The organism is Nostoc sp. (assembly GCF_036919895.1).
Taxonomy (GTDB): domain Bacteria; phylum Cyanobacteriota; class Cyanobacteriia; order Cyanobacteriales; family Nostocaceae; genus Nostoc.
Genome location: NZ_JBALBW010000068.1, coordinates 95,365 through 111,454, shown reverse-complemented (window position 1 = coordinate 111,454; position 16,090 = coordinate 95,365). Strand labels below are relative to the sequence as shown.

Annotated in this window: 11 protein-coding genes; 9 read left to right on the top strand and 2 right to left on the bottom strand. The window is 41.4% G+C overall.

Annotated elements, in window-relative coordinates; genetic code table 11:
* Window positions 1-149 precede the first annotated feature (149 nt).
* Entirely contained in the window at window positions 150-1,004 is an 855-nt protein-coding gene (locus V7K55_RS13110) for a response regulator transcription factor (protein ID WP_334831885.1), read from the bottom strand.
* A gap of 315 nt (window positions 1,005-1,319) precedes the next feature.
* Window positions 1,320-3,299 (bottom strand): scytonemin biosynthesis sensor histidine kinase, encoded by a 1,980-nt coding sequence (locus V7K55_RS13105; RefSeq protein WP_334831883.1) that lies wholly within the window; start codon window positions 3,297-3,299, stop codon window positions 1,320-1,322.
* A 1,618-nt stretch (window positions 3,300-4,917) separates the two neighbouring features.
* Between V7K55_RS13105 and V7K55_RS13100 the strand changes: the two genes are divergently transcribed.
* The 9 genes from V7K55_RS13100 (at window position 4,918) to tyrA (ending at window position 16,017) form a co-directional block, all read left to right on the top strand.
* Complete coding sequence (locus tag V7K55_RS13100; RefSeq protein WP_334831881.1) at window positions 4,918-5,070, top strand: hypothetical protein; 153 nt, start codon at window positions 4,918-4,920, stop codon at window positions 5,068-5,070.
* Window positions 5,071-5,168: 98 nt separating this feature from the next.
* Window positions 5,169-7,043: a scytonemin biosynthesis protein ScyA gene (gene scyA, locus V7K55_RS13095; protein WP_334831879.1), complete on the top strand. Its 1,875-nt coding sequence runs from the start codon at window positions 5,169-5,171 to the stop codon at window positions 7,041-7,043.
* A gap of 302 nt (window positions 7,044-7,345) precedes the next feature.
* Window positions 7,346-8,407, top strand: a complete 1,062-nt coding sequence (scyB, locus tag V7K55_RS13090; protein ID WP_334831877.1) for a tryptophan dehydrogenase ScyB — start codon at window positions 7,346-7,348, stop codon at window positions 8,405-8,407.
* A 25-nt stretch (window positions 8,408-8,432) separates the two neighbouring features.
* Window positions 8,433-9,401 carry a scytonemin biosynthesis cyclase/decarboxylase ScyC gene (gene scyC, locus V7K55_RS13085; RefSeq protein ID WP_334831875.1) on the top strand — a complete coding sequence of 323 codons (969 nt, stop codon included), beginning with the start codon at window positions 8,433-8,435 and terminating at the stop codon, window positions 9,399-9,401.
* 74 nt (window positions 9,402-9,475) lie between these two features.
* Window positions 9,476-10,747, top strand: coding sequence for a ScyD/ScyE family protein (locus tag V7K55_RS13080; protein ID WP_334831873.1), 1,272 nt, complete (start codon window positions 9,476-9,478; stop codon window positions 10,745-10,747).
* Window positions 10,748-10,844: 97 nt separating this feature from the next.
* Window positions 10,845-12,143 carry a ScyD/ScyE family protein gene (locus V7K55_RS13075; RefSeq protein WP_334831871.1) on the top strand — a complete coding sequence of 433 codons (1,299 nt, stop codon included), beginning with the start codon at window positions 10,845-10,847 and terminating at the stop codon, window positions 12,141-12,143.
* Window positions 12,144-12,299: 156 nt separating this feature from the next.
* Window positions 12,300-13,469, top strand: coding sequence for a scytonemin biosynthesis PEP-CTERM protein ScyF (gene scyF / locus V7K55_RS13070; protein WP_334831869.1), 1,170 nt, complete (start codon window positions 12,300-12,302; stop codon window positions 13,467-13,469).
* Between the two features lie 164 nt (window positions 13,470-13,633).
* Window positions 13,634-14,923 (top strand): glycosyltransferase family 4 protein, encoded by a 1,290-nt coding sequence (locus V7K55_RS13065; RefSeq protein ID WP_334831867.1) that lies wholly within the window; start codon window positions 13,634-13,636, stop codon window positions 14,921-14,923.
* A gap of 14 nt (window positions 14,924-14,937) precedes the next feature.
* Complete coding sequence (gene tyrA, locus V7K55_RS13060) at window positions 14,938-16,017, top strand: bifunctional chorismate mutase/prephenate dehydrogenase (RefSeq protein WP_334831865.1); 1,080 nt, start codon at window positions 14,938-14,940, stop codon at window positions 16,015-16,017.
* The last annotated feature ends 73 nt before the right edge of the window (window positions 16,018-16,090 follow it).

The window sequence follows — 16,090 nt, the reverse complement described above, 5'->3', positions numbered from 1 at the left end:
GAATTGAATTCCTGCGGTACACTGCGTGAGCGCGGCTACACAAGCTGAACAAAAATTGAGGTTTTGAAACCCACGGAGGTGAGTTTTGTCTGTATAGACGCGGTTTATAACCGCCCTTTTAAATTTCAGTTCTTTCACCAGAGTTTCACCTATTTTTGCTCCTCAAGCTGATGCTGTTTGCGCCAAGCCTGGGGAGGTAAACCGTGATGTTGGCGAAACTGGCGGGAGAAATGAGACACATCTTGATAGCCTAATGCTTTCGCTATCTTCTCGATTGTCTCATTATTATTTTGGAGGAAAAAACGAGCGCCCGCCATCCGGCGTTTGACAATCCAGCAGTTTACAGTCTCTCCCGTCTGTCTTGCAACTCGGTTAGTTAAGTAAGCAGGTGAGTAACCAACAGCAACAGCCACATCACACAAAGTAATTCCTTGATGATAATGGGCTTCGATAAAGTCGAAAACTTCTTTTAATTGGGGAACGGCGGGAAAGATTGATTTAGAAGGGATCGTGACTTCTTGATCGGGGGTTTTTACCGATGCGATCGCAGCTGAGGTATTATCTGCAAATACTGATTTTAGAGCTTTCTCAGATTTCATCGTACACCAGTTTTGCAGAGTAGCTTGTTTTTGTAGCCGGATAGCGATCGCTCTGAGCAATTCGTCTAGTGTAGAGGGTTTGGTAAGATAATCATCTGCTCCCAATTCCATAGCTTTGCGAACATCTGCTTTGTTACTACTCCCAGTCAGAAAAATAAAGGGAATAATTGCTGTCAGAGGATCTTGGCGTAGCGTAGCTAAAACGCTATAACCATCCATATCGGGCATCGTAATATCGCAAATCACTAAATCGGGTATACACTCTTGTACTTGTTGGATACCAGCAAGACCGTTGTCTGCACTGATTGTATCAAAACCCTTAGCCTTAAGACCTTTTAAATAAAGATCGCGGGTAACATTATCATCTTCAATGACGAGAATTTTATTTGACGATTCGTAGATCATTTTTACTCCCATAACTTTTTAGACTGTGGCCAGAGTTTGCCTATCTTTAGAGGATGTTTTAAAAGTGTTTGGCTGTGATTTTAGGCTTCTCGCTCCCTCCTAGACCCCTTTTTAAGTGGAATTTAGAAGGATATAAAAGTATTTGATACATCACTAGCAGATTTTAAAATATCCTCTTAATCTGGCTTAGTTGGATTGATCCTGTGCTGCATTTAAATTTTTTGTGAGGATGTAAATAGGCGTAAGCTGAATTACTTTGTTCCAAGAGTTGTGATTGTTAAGTTGTTACTTAAGAACTAATATTGATTTGAACATTCATAACTCGGAACTAGTAAATTCTGATTTTATTAATGGCAGAATTACAGAGAACATAGTACCCACACCAATTTGACTTTCTACAACAACTTGACCATGATGTAAGTCTACAAGGGTTTTAAGAATCGATAGTCCTAATCCAGTGCCAGTTATACGATCGATATTACTACCACGGTAGAATGGCTCAAATATTCGTTGTTGATCTAGTGCTGAAATACCGATCCCCCTATCTTTAACCTGGAAAATTACTTGCTCTTTTTCACAAGAGAGTTGTAATTCAACTGTCATACCTGAGAGAGAATATTTGATTGCATTATCGAGCAAATTCTTTAAAATTGGCTCTAAAAGTTTTTTGTCTATGCAGACTCTTAGAGAACTTTCTTGACTAACAAACTTAATTGGAATTTGTCTAATGCTCATCTGCATTTGTGCTACTAAATCATTACAAAACTCAACTAATTCCAGGGGCTTAGGTTCATAGTTTATTTTTGCTGCTTCTGCCTTAGAGAAAAATAAAATATCATCTAACATCTGACCGAGTTGTTCGGTAGCTTTTTGAATATGATCTAGTAATGGTTGAATTTTCTTCTGTGTACGTTTGTCTACTTCTTCCTTTAGTAAACTATTAGAAAATGAAACAATATTCAACGGTGTACGGAATTGATGGCAAACCATAGAAAGAAAACGCGCTCTAAGTTCGCTAAGTTGTTTTGCTTGTTCTAAAGCTTGATTAAGACCTAATTCTGCATATTTGTAATCGGTAATATCAATGCCTGCAATCATTTCTACTGGTTTTCCTCCAAAATCTAGCACTCCATCCAACATTACAACCGCACAAGCTAGCCAGCGTTCCGTACCGTTTTTTGTCAGAATATTCATTTCCTGATATTCAAAGTTAGTTGCTTCATTTTGCTTACGTACCTGCCTGCTTTTTTTGCTCTTAATCAGTCGGCGAAGATCGAAACCTGTTAATAGTTCTTCTTTTGTGTAGCCAGTAAGTTGCTCTACTGCTGGATTTATGTAGCAAAGCCGCGTGCCTTGAATCAGAAAAGTGCTGGTATCTGTCGTTTCTGCCAAAGTCCGAAATCTAACTGCGTTTAGCCGCAATGCTTCTTCAGTCTGTTTCGATTCAGTAATGTCCCAAATACTCCAGACTCTACCAATAATTTTGCCCTCCAACAAATGAGGCTTAGAGTAGTGTGCAAAAACTCTCCCATCTTTCAATTCCAGAATGTCGTAGCTCTCGAAATCGGATTGGCTAGACACTTCCCAAATTAGCCGACAAAAGGTTTGTGGATCTTTAAGTTGGTTTTCAAAAAAGGCTTTGCACCGAGGGCATTTCTTAGATAGTATTAGGGACTGTGGGATCTGCCACATATCCGAAAATTTCTGATTCAAGCTCAGAATATCTCCCTCAAAGTTAACTGCAACAATACCAATGGCAGTAGATTCAAGAGTAGAACGAAGTAAAGAAAGAGATGTTTCTAGTTCAATCTCTTTTGCTTTGAGTTGAAAAAATTCCTGTTGCAAATCGTCTTTGGCATCCTTTAATTCATCAGTCCACTTTTGCACACTCAGTTCTACTATTTCATCACTTATTTCACGAGCAAAAGCACAGCCAATTTCTAAATTTTGTTGTTTTACATAGCTAATAGATATTTCTACCAGAAATATTCGACCTCCTTTTGTCCGGTAGCGAGATTTAAAGGTAATAGAACCTTCTGAGCTAATATTTGACCAATTGTGTAGAGAAAAATCTACGTCTATATCATGCAACCTCATAGAGAGTAATTCCTCACGAGAATACTCAGTCATCCGGCAAGTGGCATCGTTGACGTAGAGAAATTGTGCATTTTCTCCTAAACAAAAGGCAGCATCTACAGCTTGATTTATTAGAAAGTGAGCAAACTTCATTTCTACTTCTGGCTGTAGTGGCCATTGAGTGTTTGATCTAGCTAATCTATAATCGCCAGAATTCATATCCCTACTTGCTCCTGGTAATTAATTAGCACCATAGTCATAACTGACTAAAATCTTTGGTGCAGTATTAGGCAATTAATAAATAGAAGTAGTTAGTAAATTAAAAATGTTACTAACTAACTTAATAAAACTTATCATAGCAATAAAAAGAGAATAATTGAACCAATTTTTCTTAAAGTCACCCAATACTTAGCCCGGAATTTGTTATTGACTTAAATAGTTTTTTATGAATGCAAAAAATAGACGAATCAAATTAAGATTAGTCAATAGACCTTATTAGACAAAAGTTCAGAACTCTCAATCTATAAGTAGAAAATAAATTTTAAACTAGTACCACTTCTCGTAATTCGTAATGATGCTCTCTACGAGACGCTACGCGTAGCTTGCCTCTCCCTCGGAGTATGGGGACTCGCTTTCTCGTGTCGCTAACGTAATTACCGTTACATCAGGGTTTTGGACATTTAAAATGGGTGGCTTATTTGCGCGAAACTGTACTAGTACAGCACGGCGTAAATTTGCGTACTTTTAACAAGGGGAGAGATGGTAGCCTTTGCACCATAGTTAAGGAATGCTTCACCAACCCAAAGTTGATCGGTTTCGACTGGGAAAAGGTTAAATGAGAAAAATTTTTGTCTCTTACCCTTCCCCTCACCAAGAACTTTGACCAATTACTCATGTAGAGTCGTTTGATTATCAACATAAATGAATTTACCGAGCTTGGCTTGGCTTGAATCAACAAATTTTGACTTATTGGTTCATTTTCTTAATTTATCTTAACTTACTCTCTCAGGAATTTAACTATAGAAGAATATCCTTAGTCATCTGTCGCAAGAAATACATCTATGTTGCAAAAACACGTGTGATTTTGCGTATAATTTTATGTTTACTTTTTCATAACGAAAGGCCATCTATACAACAAAACGACAAAGCAACAAATATAATCAATCGGACTGAGGCTTGTCTACGGCAAGCTGCGCGAACGAGCGTCTTGATTCTGACTCCTGAATTCTTCTTCAAGAATCGTCATATATTCAGCGCTTTGTCCTCCCTCAAAGGATATATAACAAATTAAAGTATTATGTATTTATCGTTACAAAAAATTGACTCGATAAGTTTTTGGTGGCAGTATAAGGAGCGCTAAACTGTTGTAGTTCAACTCATCTTTTAAGACAAGTTTAAAAGTTAAAAGTAGTCGCCCATGGGGAACTACCTGAAAGAAGAAGAGCAAAAGAATTGACAGCCAAATCAAAAGATTTTCTATTGTAAATTTGGTGATGTATTTTATTAGCGATCGCAGCCTCTCGATTTTTCAGGGTGACTAAGTTGAAAATGTCGCGATCGCGACAATAGCGAAAGAATTGACACTTTTAGCAAAAAAATTATCATTGCAGATATGCTTTCATCAGAGTACTCATCAGAAGTTAAGAACCTCCGTAAGTGGTTCAATCAGTAAGTTGGTACTGTTAAAGACAACTATGTAAAGCTTTGTAACTATTCTGAGATGTGCTTAAGTTAAGCTGAATTGCTTGTTTACATAGCTTTACATGGTTTAGTTTTTCGCGCAAATCTACTTAAGTACTGTAGAAGCGAAAAATTTGACACCTCCATCAAAAGATTTTTGATTGCACATCAACTATCATCCCCTCTATTGTGGTTTCTAGAAGCACAGCCCTACTTGCTGTATGCTTTGCAAAAATTTTTTGGTAGTGCGCTCACAACCATCAATCAGCAGCAATCAACCGTTTCTACCATCGTTAAAACTCGGTCATAGCTCTCATAAACAACAGAGTTGTTTGGATTAAATATTGCTAGTGCTGTGATTGTAAACTAGAAAGCCTTTGTGTAACTTTATGTAATTGTGTGAAACCAATGAGTCAAAACTATACTGGTTCAAACTCTCCTCTAATCACTACTGAGCCATACAAAGAATTGCCAGTAAATAGATATGTAGAATCTTCTCGTCAGCTTGATGAATCTGAGAATAACGAGGAAATTCAGCCTTTTTTAAATGACGAAACACCCGCAACGCTCTCAGTTGCCGATGCGATCGCTCAGATGTTAGAAAATTTGGGAGTAAGCTATGCTTTTGGTGTTGCTGGTGGTGCAATGGCCAGCCTTTGGGGGGCGTTATCCAATAGCAGCATAGAAGTCTTAAACTTCCGCCATGAAGCCGGAGCAGCCTTTGCAGCAACAGAGGCATACTTTGCCAATAATCGCCCCACTGTAGTTTTTACCACAGCCGGGCCGGGGATCACCAACGCACTGACCGGATTATTTGCGGCTCGTGGTGAAGGCGCAAAGGTAATTTTGCTATCGGCTTGCACCTCAGCCCCGCAGCGTGGACGTTGGGCTATTCAAGAAACCAGCACTTACACATTGCCAAGTGGAGGAATTTTTACATCAGGAGCGCTATTCAACTATGCAATAACTATTGAATCTCCGGCTCAACTCCCACAGATTTTTCGCAAACTTGCTTTGGCGATGGCGCAACCAGGCGGATTTGTCGCCCATTTGAGCATTCCCACGGCTGTGCAGACAAGTTTAGTTGAGGATGTAGCCTTACCTCAACTAGATGTTTCGCCATTTCCGATGACTGCTTCCAAGGAAGCGATCGCTAAATCTGTAGAGTTATTATCATCTGGCCCCTTTGCTATCTGGGTTGGTTTTGGTGCGCGTGATGCAGCAGCCGAAATCCTCCAACTTGCAGAAAAAACTGGAGCAGCCGTGATGTGTTCACCCCGTGGTAAAGGTATTTTCCCCGAAAATAATCCCCAGTTTGTGGGTGTTACAGGTTTAGGCGGTCATGCTTCCGTCTTAACTTACATGGAAGAACAACCTCCACTACACACACTCGTATTAGGAACCCGCCTTGGTGAACCGACTTCCTTCTGGAGTTCGGCGCTAGTTCCCAAAGCCGGTTTTATCCATGTAGATATTGACCCAGAAGTGCCAGGTGTAGCCTATCCACACGTGGAAACTTTCGGGGTTCGGTCGGATATCAAAGCTTTTGTGGAAGAGTTATTGCAGCAATTACCGGATGCTCCTCATTCCACAACTTTGTCGCTACCTCATCCAGAACATAAAGCAATTGAACCTGCACCAGACGTAGATTATCCAGTGCGGCCAGAAGTATTGATGGCAGCAATTCAAAAGATAATTGTTGAAGGTAGCGATGCAGTAGTAATGGCGGAGTGTGGTAACTCCTTTACTTGGTCAACTCATTTATTGCAATTTGCCGAAGCCAATCGTTACCGAGTCAGCACCGGAGTCGGCGCAATGGGTCACGCTGTTACTGGAGTGTTGGGTACAGCGCTGGCGAACAATACTAAGGCTGTGGGTATTGTCGGTGATGGAGCAATGCTGATGAATAACGAAATCAGCACCGCCGTGAAATACAAAATTCCCGCAATCTGGATTGTCCTCAATGATGCGCGTTACAACATGTGCCATCAAGGGATGAAAATCTTGGGATTAAAGGGCGCAGATGCAACACTTCCACCGACAAACTTCGCCATGATTGCGCGTGGGATGGGAGCAGAAGCGATCGTGGTTGTGAGAGAGTCGGATATTGAAGCGGCATTAGAACAAGCGATCGCATCATCTGTTCCCTTTCTCATTGATGTAGTAATTGATGCTGACCGACCAGCACCTTCTGGTGGACGGAATAAGAGTTTAGCGGCACAAGGAGTTAAATCAAGTCCTGCTAAAAGTGCAGCCAAGCAAGTTTCATTTCCAATGGTTTGATTTTAAAAGCTGGCAATTTCATTCAATTGTTATTAGACACTAAAATCCCAATCAAACAGACTTTGTAATATATGTCTGATTGATACATTCGCAGTCTTAGTCTACTCACCAAAAGACAAGGATGAAGTACGAATTTAGAAGCAAGAAAAGGCTTTCCAGTTAACAACTACACCGCCAAACTGGAACTTAAAATTTTGATTTTTAAGGACTTACTTATTCTTACTTCATCCTATCTTAATCTTCGAGACTGCTTTTGTTTCTATTTCTTTACATTTCGTAATTCTAATTACTTCGAGGTCAAGATGCTGCTATTTGAAACTGTTAGAGAAATGGGTCACGAACAAGTTTTGTTTTGTCATGGTAAAAATCCTGAAATTAAGGCAATTATTGCTATCCATGACACAACCTTGGGCCCAGCGATGGGAGCAACAAGAATCTTGCCCTATGTTAACGAAGAAGCTGCTTTAAAAGATGCACTTCGTCTCAGTCGGGGAATGACTTATAAAGCTGCCTGTGCAAACATTCCGGCTGGTGGCGGCAAAGCAGTCATTATTGCTAATCCTGAAAATAAAACAGACGATCTGTTAAGAGCTTACGGACGTTTTGTTAACAGTCTCAATGGACGTTTTATTACCGGGCAAGATGTCAATATTACCCCTGATGATGTCCGAACAATCAGTCAAGAAACTAAATATGTTGTTGGAGTATCAGAAAAATCTGGTGGGCCTGCTCCCATAACATCATTAGGAGTTTTTCTCGGAATTAAAGCTGCTGTAGAGTCTCGTTGGCAGAGCAAAAGACTTGATGGGATGAAAGTTGCCGTTCAAGGCTTAGGAAATGTCGGTAAAAATCTCTGTCGGCACTTACATGAGCATGATGTCAAGCTTTTTGTTAGCGATGTAGATCCAGCAAAAGCGGAAGAAGCAAAACGGCTTTTTGGCGCAACTGTTGTCGAACCAAATGAAATTTACTCCCTTGATGTAGATATCTTTGCTCCTTGCGCTTTAGGAGGAATTCTTAATAGTCATACAATTCCTTTTTTACGAGCTTCTATTATTGCTGGTGCAGCTAATAATCAATTGGAGAATGAGCAATTACATAGCCAAATGCTTACCAAGAAGGAGATTCTTTACAGCCCTGATTATGTAATTAACGCCGGAGGATTAATCAACGTTTACAACGAAATGATTGGTTATGACGAAGAAAAAGCTTTCAAACAAGTGCATAACATTTATGACACGCTGTTAGCAATTTTTGAGATTGCCAAAGTTCAGGGAGTTACTACCAACGATGCTGCTAAACGATTAGCCGAAGACCGCATCAACAATAGTAAGCGAAGCAAGACTCAGGCGATCGCAGCTTAATTCTTATTATCTTCAGGAGTGAAAAATGGAAAAAAATACTTTTGCGACATCAGCTTACATTGCGACTTCACCAGAAAACGCCTTTAACTATCTTTGTAGTTTAAAGAACTTAGATGAATGGACGCTTTATAGTCGGATGAAAGAGCAAGTTGACGAAGATACTTGGCTAGGAACTGCATCTGGTTATCACAAAAATCTCTATTATCACGTTAAAAAACTAGAAAATCCACTTTTTTATGGCATTGAATGGCACTGTGGATTAGAGTATCAAAAGTATTATCAAGTTTACCCTGTTTTGCTGTTTCCCACCGACTATATCGAGCCGGGAACAGATGAAAAAGGCGTGTATTTTCATTGGTTAAGCTTTGTCGATCCTAAACGGCAAACTCAGATGATTATGCAGGGAATTCATACAGTACACACTTCCGAATGTCGTTCTCTCAAAGGTAACTTGGAACGTAAGGCTGGTCTAACCTCAGCAGCGAAAGGAAGTCACTTTATTGATACAGACACCATCTATGTTGATGCCCCAATTGAAATCGGCATTGAATACTTAAAAGACTTACAAAATGTAGATGAGTGGGCGCATTTACTCCGCCCAAATGGTGATATTACTTCGGAATCAGGTGAATTCAAAGATGAATACGACCAAAAAGTAAAAGTTTCTGTGCGAGTTCATAGTCTGAGTAAATATTACTTGCTTGAGCAAGAGTATTTTTATCCAGACTACGAATATTATCAGCGTTCTGTAGCTTTACTTATCCCAACCGCATACTCTTTCGCTGACCCCGAAGCTTCTGGTTTTATTTTGCATCGAATCACATTCTGGAAAACAGATGGAACTGTTAGCCACGGCAAACTTCAGATTGAAGACTTTGGCGCTGAAAGCATGAACATCAAACGTTTACTCGAAGCCAAAGCTGGAAATCTAAAATCATTTGACCGAGGAATGAGCTATCTACCAAAAGTTCAAGAATCTCTAGTTACTAACTAAAACCTCTGCGTTCCTTTGCGCTTCCCTCAGCGCTCCTCTGCGTTTAAAATTCCCCTCTCAATTCTCTGCAACACATGAAACTAAAACAACTTACTATTACCATCTTTACCTTTTGTGTTGCCGCTTTTTCTGGAATGAAAACTGCCTCAGCCGCATCCTTTTCAGTAATCGCCGACGGTTTATATAATGCCGGAGGTTTAAGCTTTGGCCCTGATGGTAATCTCTATGTTACAGAGGCGGGAATCGGGGGAAGTGGAGGTTGCGTTCCACCAGCAAGTGGTCAAGGCGATTCATTGTGTTATGGCACAAGTGGCGCAGTTACCAAAATTGAGAATGGTAAAACCGAACGTATACTTACAGGACTTCCTTCTATAGCATTACCAGATGGGACTGGAGGCGCTGGCCCTCGTGATATCCAATTTGATGCTACAGGTAAACCTTATGTTCTGATTGGGTATGGGGCGAATCCGGCCTTTCGCGATCGCAATTTAGGTTACACTGACCTCGGTAAAATCATCGCTCCCGATTTTAATACCAACTCCTGGACGACTATTGCCGATTTAGCTAACTATGAACTCGCTAACAATCCCGATGGTGGTGATGTCGGTAGTAATCCCTTGGGTTTTGCAATAGATGGCAATAAGTTAGTCGCAGTTGATGCAGGTGCAAATGACTTACTCAGCGTTAATACTGATGGCAGTAATTTGCAAGCTGTTACTACATTCCCTGAAGACATATTAGCCAATCCCATCTTTCCACCCTCTGGTACTCCATCCAATGAACCGGCACAAGTGCCATCTCAAGGTGAAGAGGTGCGAGCATCGCAGTTTGCAACCCAAGCAGTCCCCTCAAGTGTGACCAAAGGCCCTGATGGTGCTTATTATGTCAGCCAATTTACTGGTTTTCCCTTCCCTGAAGATGGGGCAAAAATATATCGAATTGGTGCTGATGGGATACCAACAGTCTTCGCCGATGGTTTTACCCAACTTACAAACTTGAAATTTGATACTGAGGGCAACTTATATGCTTTGCAGTACGCCAATCAGTCAGCCTGGAAGGGTAATCTGGATGGTTCTGTCATCAAAATAGCTGCTGATGGCACTCGCACAACTCTACTGAGTGGCAATGGATTAGAGTCGCCTAGCGCCTTGACTATTGGTGCTGATGGTGCCGTATACGTCACAAACCGAGGCGATCGCCCAGGATTTGGGCAAGTTCTCAGAATTGAGAATAGCAAATCTGTCCCTGAACCTGATTCTACTTTAGGCGTATTAGCGATCGCAGCCTTGGGCGTTGGTTGGTTGCACAAGAAGAGAATCCCCACACCTCCCATAAAGCTCAACTAAAGAGTTTCAAACCAATTGCGCGTTCCTCAAAGACTGCAATTCGTTGTCTTTAAACCCATAAAGTTTTCCACTTACTTAACTCTCAATTTCTAAAGGTATGAAACTCAAATCACTTACTCTTACACTTTTGACTGTTTGTATTGCTGCCGTTTCTGCACCCAAAGCTGCCGAAGCTGCAAGCCTAACGGTAGTTGCCGATGGTCTTAGTAATCCACGCGGTATCGGCTTTGATTCTACGGGCAACCTTTATGTTACAGAAAGTGGTTCTGGCGGTGATGGAAAAGATGGAAGATGCATTGCATCACCTAGCGCCGGATATATTCCTTTATGTGCTGGTCAGAATGGCTCCCTGCTCAAAATTGCTCAGGACGGGACAAAAACAAGTATAATTTCTAACCTGACTTCTTTAGCATTATCGCCTTCTGGAGAACAAGCAGCCGGGCCTGCGGATATCAAATTTGATTCTCTAGGTAACGCTTATCTTTTGACGGGTCTTGCAGGCGATCCAACCAACCGTGATACCGTTTTAAAATCACCTGACCTGGGTAAATTATACAAAGTAGACTTAAAAACTGGGGGATTGACAACCCTTGCGGATTTTGGAAAATACGAAACTGCATTTAATCCCGATGGTACTGATATAATCTCTAACCCTTATGCTCTTGCAATTAAAGGCGAGACTGCTTACGTAGTTGATGGGGGCGGAAACAGTATATATACTGTGGGACTCGATGGCAGTGGGATTAAGAACGTTGCCGCAGTTCCAGAGAAAATGATAGATAGAAGCAAACTGGAATTCCCCGATCTTGGGCCTGGTGTAGATCCATCTACGCTTCCCATAACACAGCAATCAGTACCGACTGGAATTGCGATCGCTCCAGATGGCAGTTTAACAGTCAGCGAATACACTTATTTTCCCTATCCAGAGAAAGAAGCGCGGATCTTTAGCTTTGACCCCAATACCTTGCAATCAAAAGTCATCGAAGATGGCTTTACACAACTGACTGGCGTAGCTTATGACCCTGATGGCAATTTGTACGCCTTGCAACACATCAATAGTTCCGAATGGAAAGAAATTCAACAGGGCGGTATTATCACTGGTGATATTAGTGGTTCTTTAATCAAAATAGCCACCGATGGAACTCGTGAAACTATCTGGAGTGGTGATGGACTAGAAGCTGCTTCTGGTATCACTTATGGCCCTGATGGTGATTTATATATCTCAAATCGAGCCAGACTCGCAGGAACAGGACAAGTTATCAAGATTGATCCCAGAGTAACCAAAGTCCCCGAACCCAACTCGGCAATCGGTCTGATAATTGCTGGTGCTTTAGGTGCAACTTCAATGCTGAAGCGCAAACGCAGCAAAGAACTAGCTAACGCAGAGATTATCTAATTCCTGATAAAGCTTACAGAATAGGCTGCTGCCTCACAGAGAAAGTTGCATTTCAGACAAGAGGCAGCAGCCCAAATTTTAGAGTTCCCAAACTGGAACTGGGAACGAAATTAGTCTAGGAACGAGTATACCTCATAGAACCAGGACTTAAAACTTATGGGATTAGTCAAAAATTTGTCACTTGCTATTCTCGGTACGGGATTCACCGTCTTAGCAACATCTATCCAAGCCAAGGCTATAACATTAACTTACAACAGTAGCATTGGTAGCCCCGGCTTTGGCCCTGGGCAGCTTTTTGTTCCCCAAGGCATAACGGTAGATAACTCCGGGAATACCCTTGTAAGTAACGGTCGCGGTCTTAACCCGGATGGCACTTTTAACCCCAATATTGGTAACAAGGTTGAAGTATTTAATCCTCAAGGTAATTATATTGGAGCGATCGGTAAGGGCGGTAAAGGGGCTGGAGAATTCGACGAGCCATCAGCCCTAGAAATAGATCCGCAGACTGGGAATTTGTATGTAGGTGATGTTTTTAACAACCGCGTTAATGTTTTTGATCCCCAGGGGAACTTTATTAACTCATTTGGTGATTTTGGCGGTTTAATACCAGGTAGAGCCTTCTTTGGCCCATCTGGGGTAACATTTGACAAAACTGGCAATGTGTATATTGGTGATTTTAGCGGCGACAAAATCAATAAATACACTAAGGATGGCAAACTAATTGGTAGCATTGGCACATCTGGAACTCAACCAGGGCAGTTTCAAGGGCCAGCAGGTCTAAGAATTTCGCCAGTTAGTGGCAATTTTTATGTTAGCGACCAGTTTAACAACCGCGTCCAAGTACTCGATCCTGAAGGTAATTCTCTGTTCACATTTGGCAAACAAGGCAGTGGAGATGGGGAGTTTAATCAGCCAATCGGCTTAGAAGTGGATGAGTTTGAAAATATTTATGTGGCTGATTCTATCAACAGCCGCGTCCAAGTATTCGATAAAAACGGTAATTTCCTGACGGCTTATGGTAAAGCCGCCGCCGCCGCACCTCCTCAACTAGGTCAGCCACCCTTTGGCGATCCCCTCGACCTCACACCAGGCACATTTAACTGGACGGGTGGCACAAGCTACAAAAATGGCAAGCTTTATGTGGGCGATTTCTTCCAAGGTCGCGTCCAAGTATTAAATGTAGAAGGTAGACAACAAGTGCCGGAACCTAGTTCAGCACTGGGTTTAGCATTGCTAGGATTTGGGGCTGCTACCGTCACATTGCGGAAACGTGGACAACAAAAGCCAGTCTTCAGTTTAGAAAAGGAACTGCAAAAGCAGTGCTAAATAATTACTAATTCGTAGTTTCGTAGGGTGCGTTAGCCAACGGCATAACGCACCATCTCAATAATTTCGGTGCGTTACGCTTTGCGGTAACACACCCTACGAAAGTTTCAGCCAATGAGTAGAAAGCAAATATTATCAAGGTGCTTCCAGGAAATTAACAGTTCATGCACATTCTGATTTATTCATACAACTATCATCCAGAACCAATCGGTATTGCACCTTTGATGACTGAACTAGCAGAAGGGCTGGTGAAGCGGGGACATCAAGTGCGGGTAATCACAGGTATGCCTAACTATCCTCAGCGTCAGATTTACGATCGCTATCGGGGTAAGTTATACATTACTGAACAAAAAAATGGTGTCAAAATTCAGCGTAGTTACCTGCGGATTAAGTCTAAACCCAACCTCGTAGACCGACTACTGCTAGAGTTGAGCTTTGTCTTTACAAGTTTGCCACAAGCCCTCAAGGGTGAGCGACCTGATGCAATTCTCTTAACAGTACCGCCGTTATTAGTTTGTTTACCTGCGACTTTGATAGGTTGGCTATACAACTGTCCAGTAGTGCTGAATGTGCAAGATATCCTCCCAGAAGCTGCTGTACGTGTTGGGCTAATTAAAAATAAGTTGATGATTAAAGCTTTGGAAGCTTTAGAAAAATTTGCTTACCGAACTGCACATACTATTAGCGTCATTGCCGATGGCTTTGTAGATAATCTCATAAATAAAGGTGTACCTGCTAATAAAATTGCCTGTATTCCCAATTGGGTGAATCTAAATTTTATCCGCCCTTTATCGAAGGAAAATAACTCTTGGAGAGCTACCCATCAACTCGATGGTAAATTTGTAGTGCTTTATTCAGGTAATATTGCTCTCACACAAGGTTTGGAAACAGTAATAGAAGCAGCAGCCCGGTTGCGTCATCTAAAAGAAATTGTCTTTGTCGTAGCTGGCGAATCCCAAGCCCTCGAAAGGTTGCAAAAACATTGTCTTACTTGTGGTGCAGATAACGTTTTACTTTTACCATTGCAACCGCGAGAAAAACTACCGCAAATGTTAGCAGCCGCAGATGTGGGTTTAATTGTCCAAAAGTGCAATGTGATTTCTTTCAATATGCCTTCTAAAATACCACTGTTGTTAGCTAGTGGCCGCCCGATTGTGGGTTCAGTTCCCGCCAGTGGGACTGCTGCGAAAGCTATCCGACAAAGTGGTGGCGGCGTTATCGTTGAGCCTGAGTCAGCAGATGCTTTGGCTGCGGCGGTGCTGGATTTATATCATCAGCCAGAATTAGCAGCGCAATTAGGACGTAAGGGAAGAAAGTTTGCGGTAGAAAACTATTCCTTTGAGCAAGCGCTAGATCGATATGAAGAGTTATTTGCTGATGCGATCGCTAAAAGGGCAACAACTTTGGATATCTTACCAGAAATGAGTTCTAAGGAATCACTTGTTGATATTTGAAAATTGGAAGAAAAATGCCTTTGAAATCCTCTTATTCAGATGAGCTTAAAAAAACTGACCAGAGCTTGATCGCCTTACTTAGCGATCGCATATCATTATTAGCATCAGAACAGCCTTCTTTAGATGAACAACTGGCTGATGTCGCTCCCCTACTCGCTCAAGCTGGTATTCCTGAGTCTGTTTGGGCGGATGTAGTAAAGAGTTGTCATGCCAGTCTTACCCCTAAATCTGCCACAAATAATGTTATTCCCCGACAAGTTACCATCATCGGTGGACACGGCAGGATGGGAAAATTATTTAAAGAGCAGCTTTCTTTAGTAGGTCACAATGTTAGCGTTCTCGAACATGATGGTTGGGAATATGCAGACAAACTGTTAAGTCAGGCAGAATTAGTATTAGTAAGCGTTCCTATTGAATATACAGTTGATGTGATTAAGCGGGCAGCAAAATATCTCGCCCCAACTACAGCTTTGTGTGACATCACAAGTATTAAAACACAGCCTACTCAAGCAATGCTCGGACACCATTGTGGCCCAGTTATGGGTTTACATCCCATGTTTGGGCCAAATATAAAATCGTTTTTGGGACAAAAAGTGGTAGTGTGTCCAGGTAGAAATGATGATTCATTTCAATGGTTATTAGATTTTCTCGAAAGTAAAGGTGGTGAGCTAATTGTTTGCACGCCTGAGGAACACGATCAAATGATGGTGGTTATTCAAGCTACGCAGCATTTCTGTAGATTTAGTCTTGGTGTTTTCTTAGCACAAACAAGGGTTGAGATAGAGCAGAGTTTAACAATGTCAACTCCTAATTATCGTCAAGAAATTGATATTGTTAAACGTTTGTTTTCTCAAAATCCTAATTTATGTGTTGATATTATGCTAGCTACTGAAGAAAGATGTAATGCTATTAGCTTTTTGGCTAATACTTACAGCCGTTTGGCTAGATTGGTGGCTAGGAAGGATAGAGAGGCATTAATTCAAGAGTTTGAGAATACTCAGAGTTTTTTTGAAGGGAAAATTAATAGTTTTCTCCAGCCTTTAAATACAACGGCTCTGCAACGAGATTTTAAACCACAGAATATTAGCATTTGAATAATAATTTTTTTATGAGGAACGAACCGCAGAGGGCGCAAAGGACGCGGAGGAAGAAAGAGAGAGGAAATAA

What these genes read in the sequence shown, in the direction of transcription:
- V7K55_RS13110 (WP_334831885.1), bottom strand. Translation starts at nt 1,004, where the DNA reads ATGATCTACGAATCGTCAAATAAAATTCTCGTCATTGAAGATGATAAT.
- V7K55_RS13105 (WP_334831883.1), bottom strand. Translation starts at nt 3,299, where the DNA reads ATGAATTCTGGCGATTATAGATTAGCTAGATCAAACACTCAATGGCCA.
- scyA (WP_334831879.1), top strand. Translation starts at nt 5,169, where the DNA reads ATGAGTCAAAACTATACTGGTTCAAACTCTCCTCTAATCACTACTGAG.
- scyB (WP_334831877.1), top strand. Translation starts at nt 7,346, where the DNA reads ATGCTGCTATTTGAAACTGTTAGAGAAATGGGTCACGAACAAGTTTTG.
- scyC (WP_334831875.1), top strand. Translation starts at nt 8,433, where the DNA reads ATGGAAAAAAATACTTTTGCGACATCAGCTTACATTGCGACTTCACCA.
- V7K55_RS13080 (WP_334831873.1), top strand. Translation starts at nt 9,476, where the DNA reads ATGAAACTAAAACAACTTACTATTACCATCTTTACCTTTTGTGTTGCC.
- V7K55_RS13075 (WP_334831871.1), top strand. Translation starts at nt 10,845, where the DNA reads ATGAAACTCAAATCACTTACTCTTACACTTTTGACTGTTTGTATTGCT.
- scyF (WP_334831869.1), top strand. Translation starts at nt 12,300, where the DNA reads ATGGGATTAGTCAAAAATTTGTCACTTGCTATTCTCGGTACGGGATTC.
- V7K55_RS13065 (WP_334831867.1), top strand. Translation starts at nt 13,634, where the DNA reads ATGCACATTCTGATTTATTCATACAACTATCATCCAGAACCAATCGGT.
- tyrA (WP_334831865.1), top strand. Translation starts at nt 14,938, where the DNA reads ATGCCTTTGAAATCCTCTTATTCAGATGAGCTTAAAAAAACTGACCAG.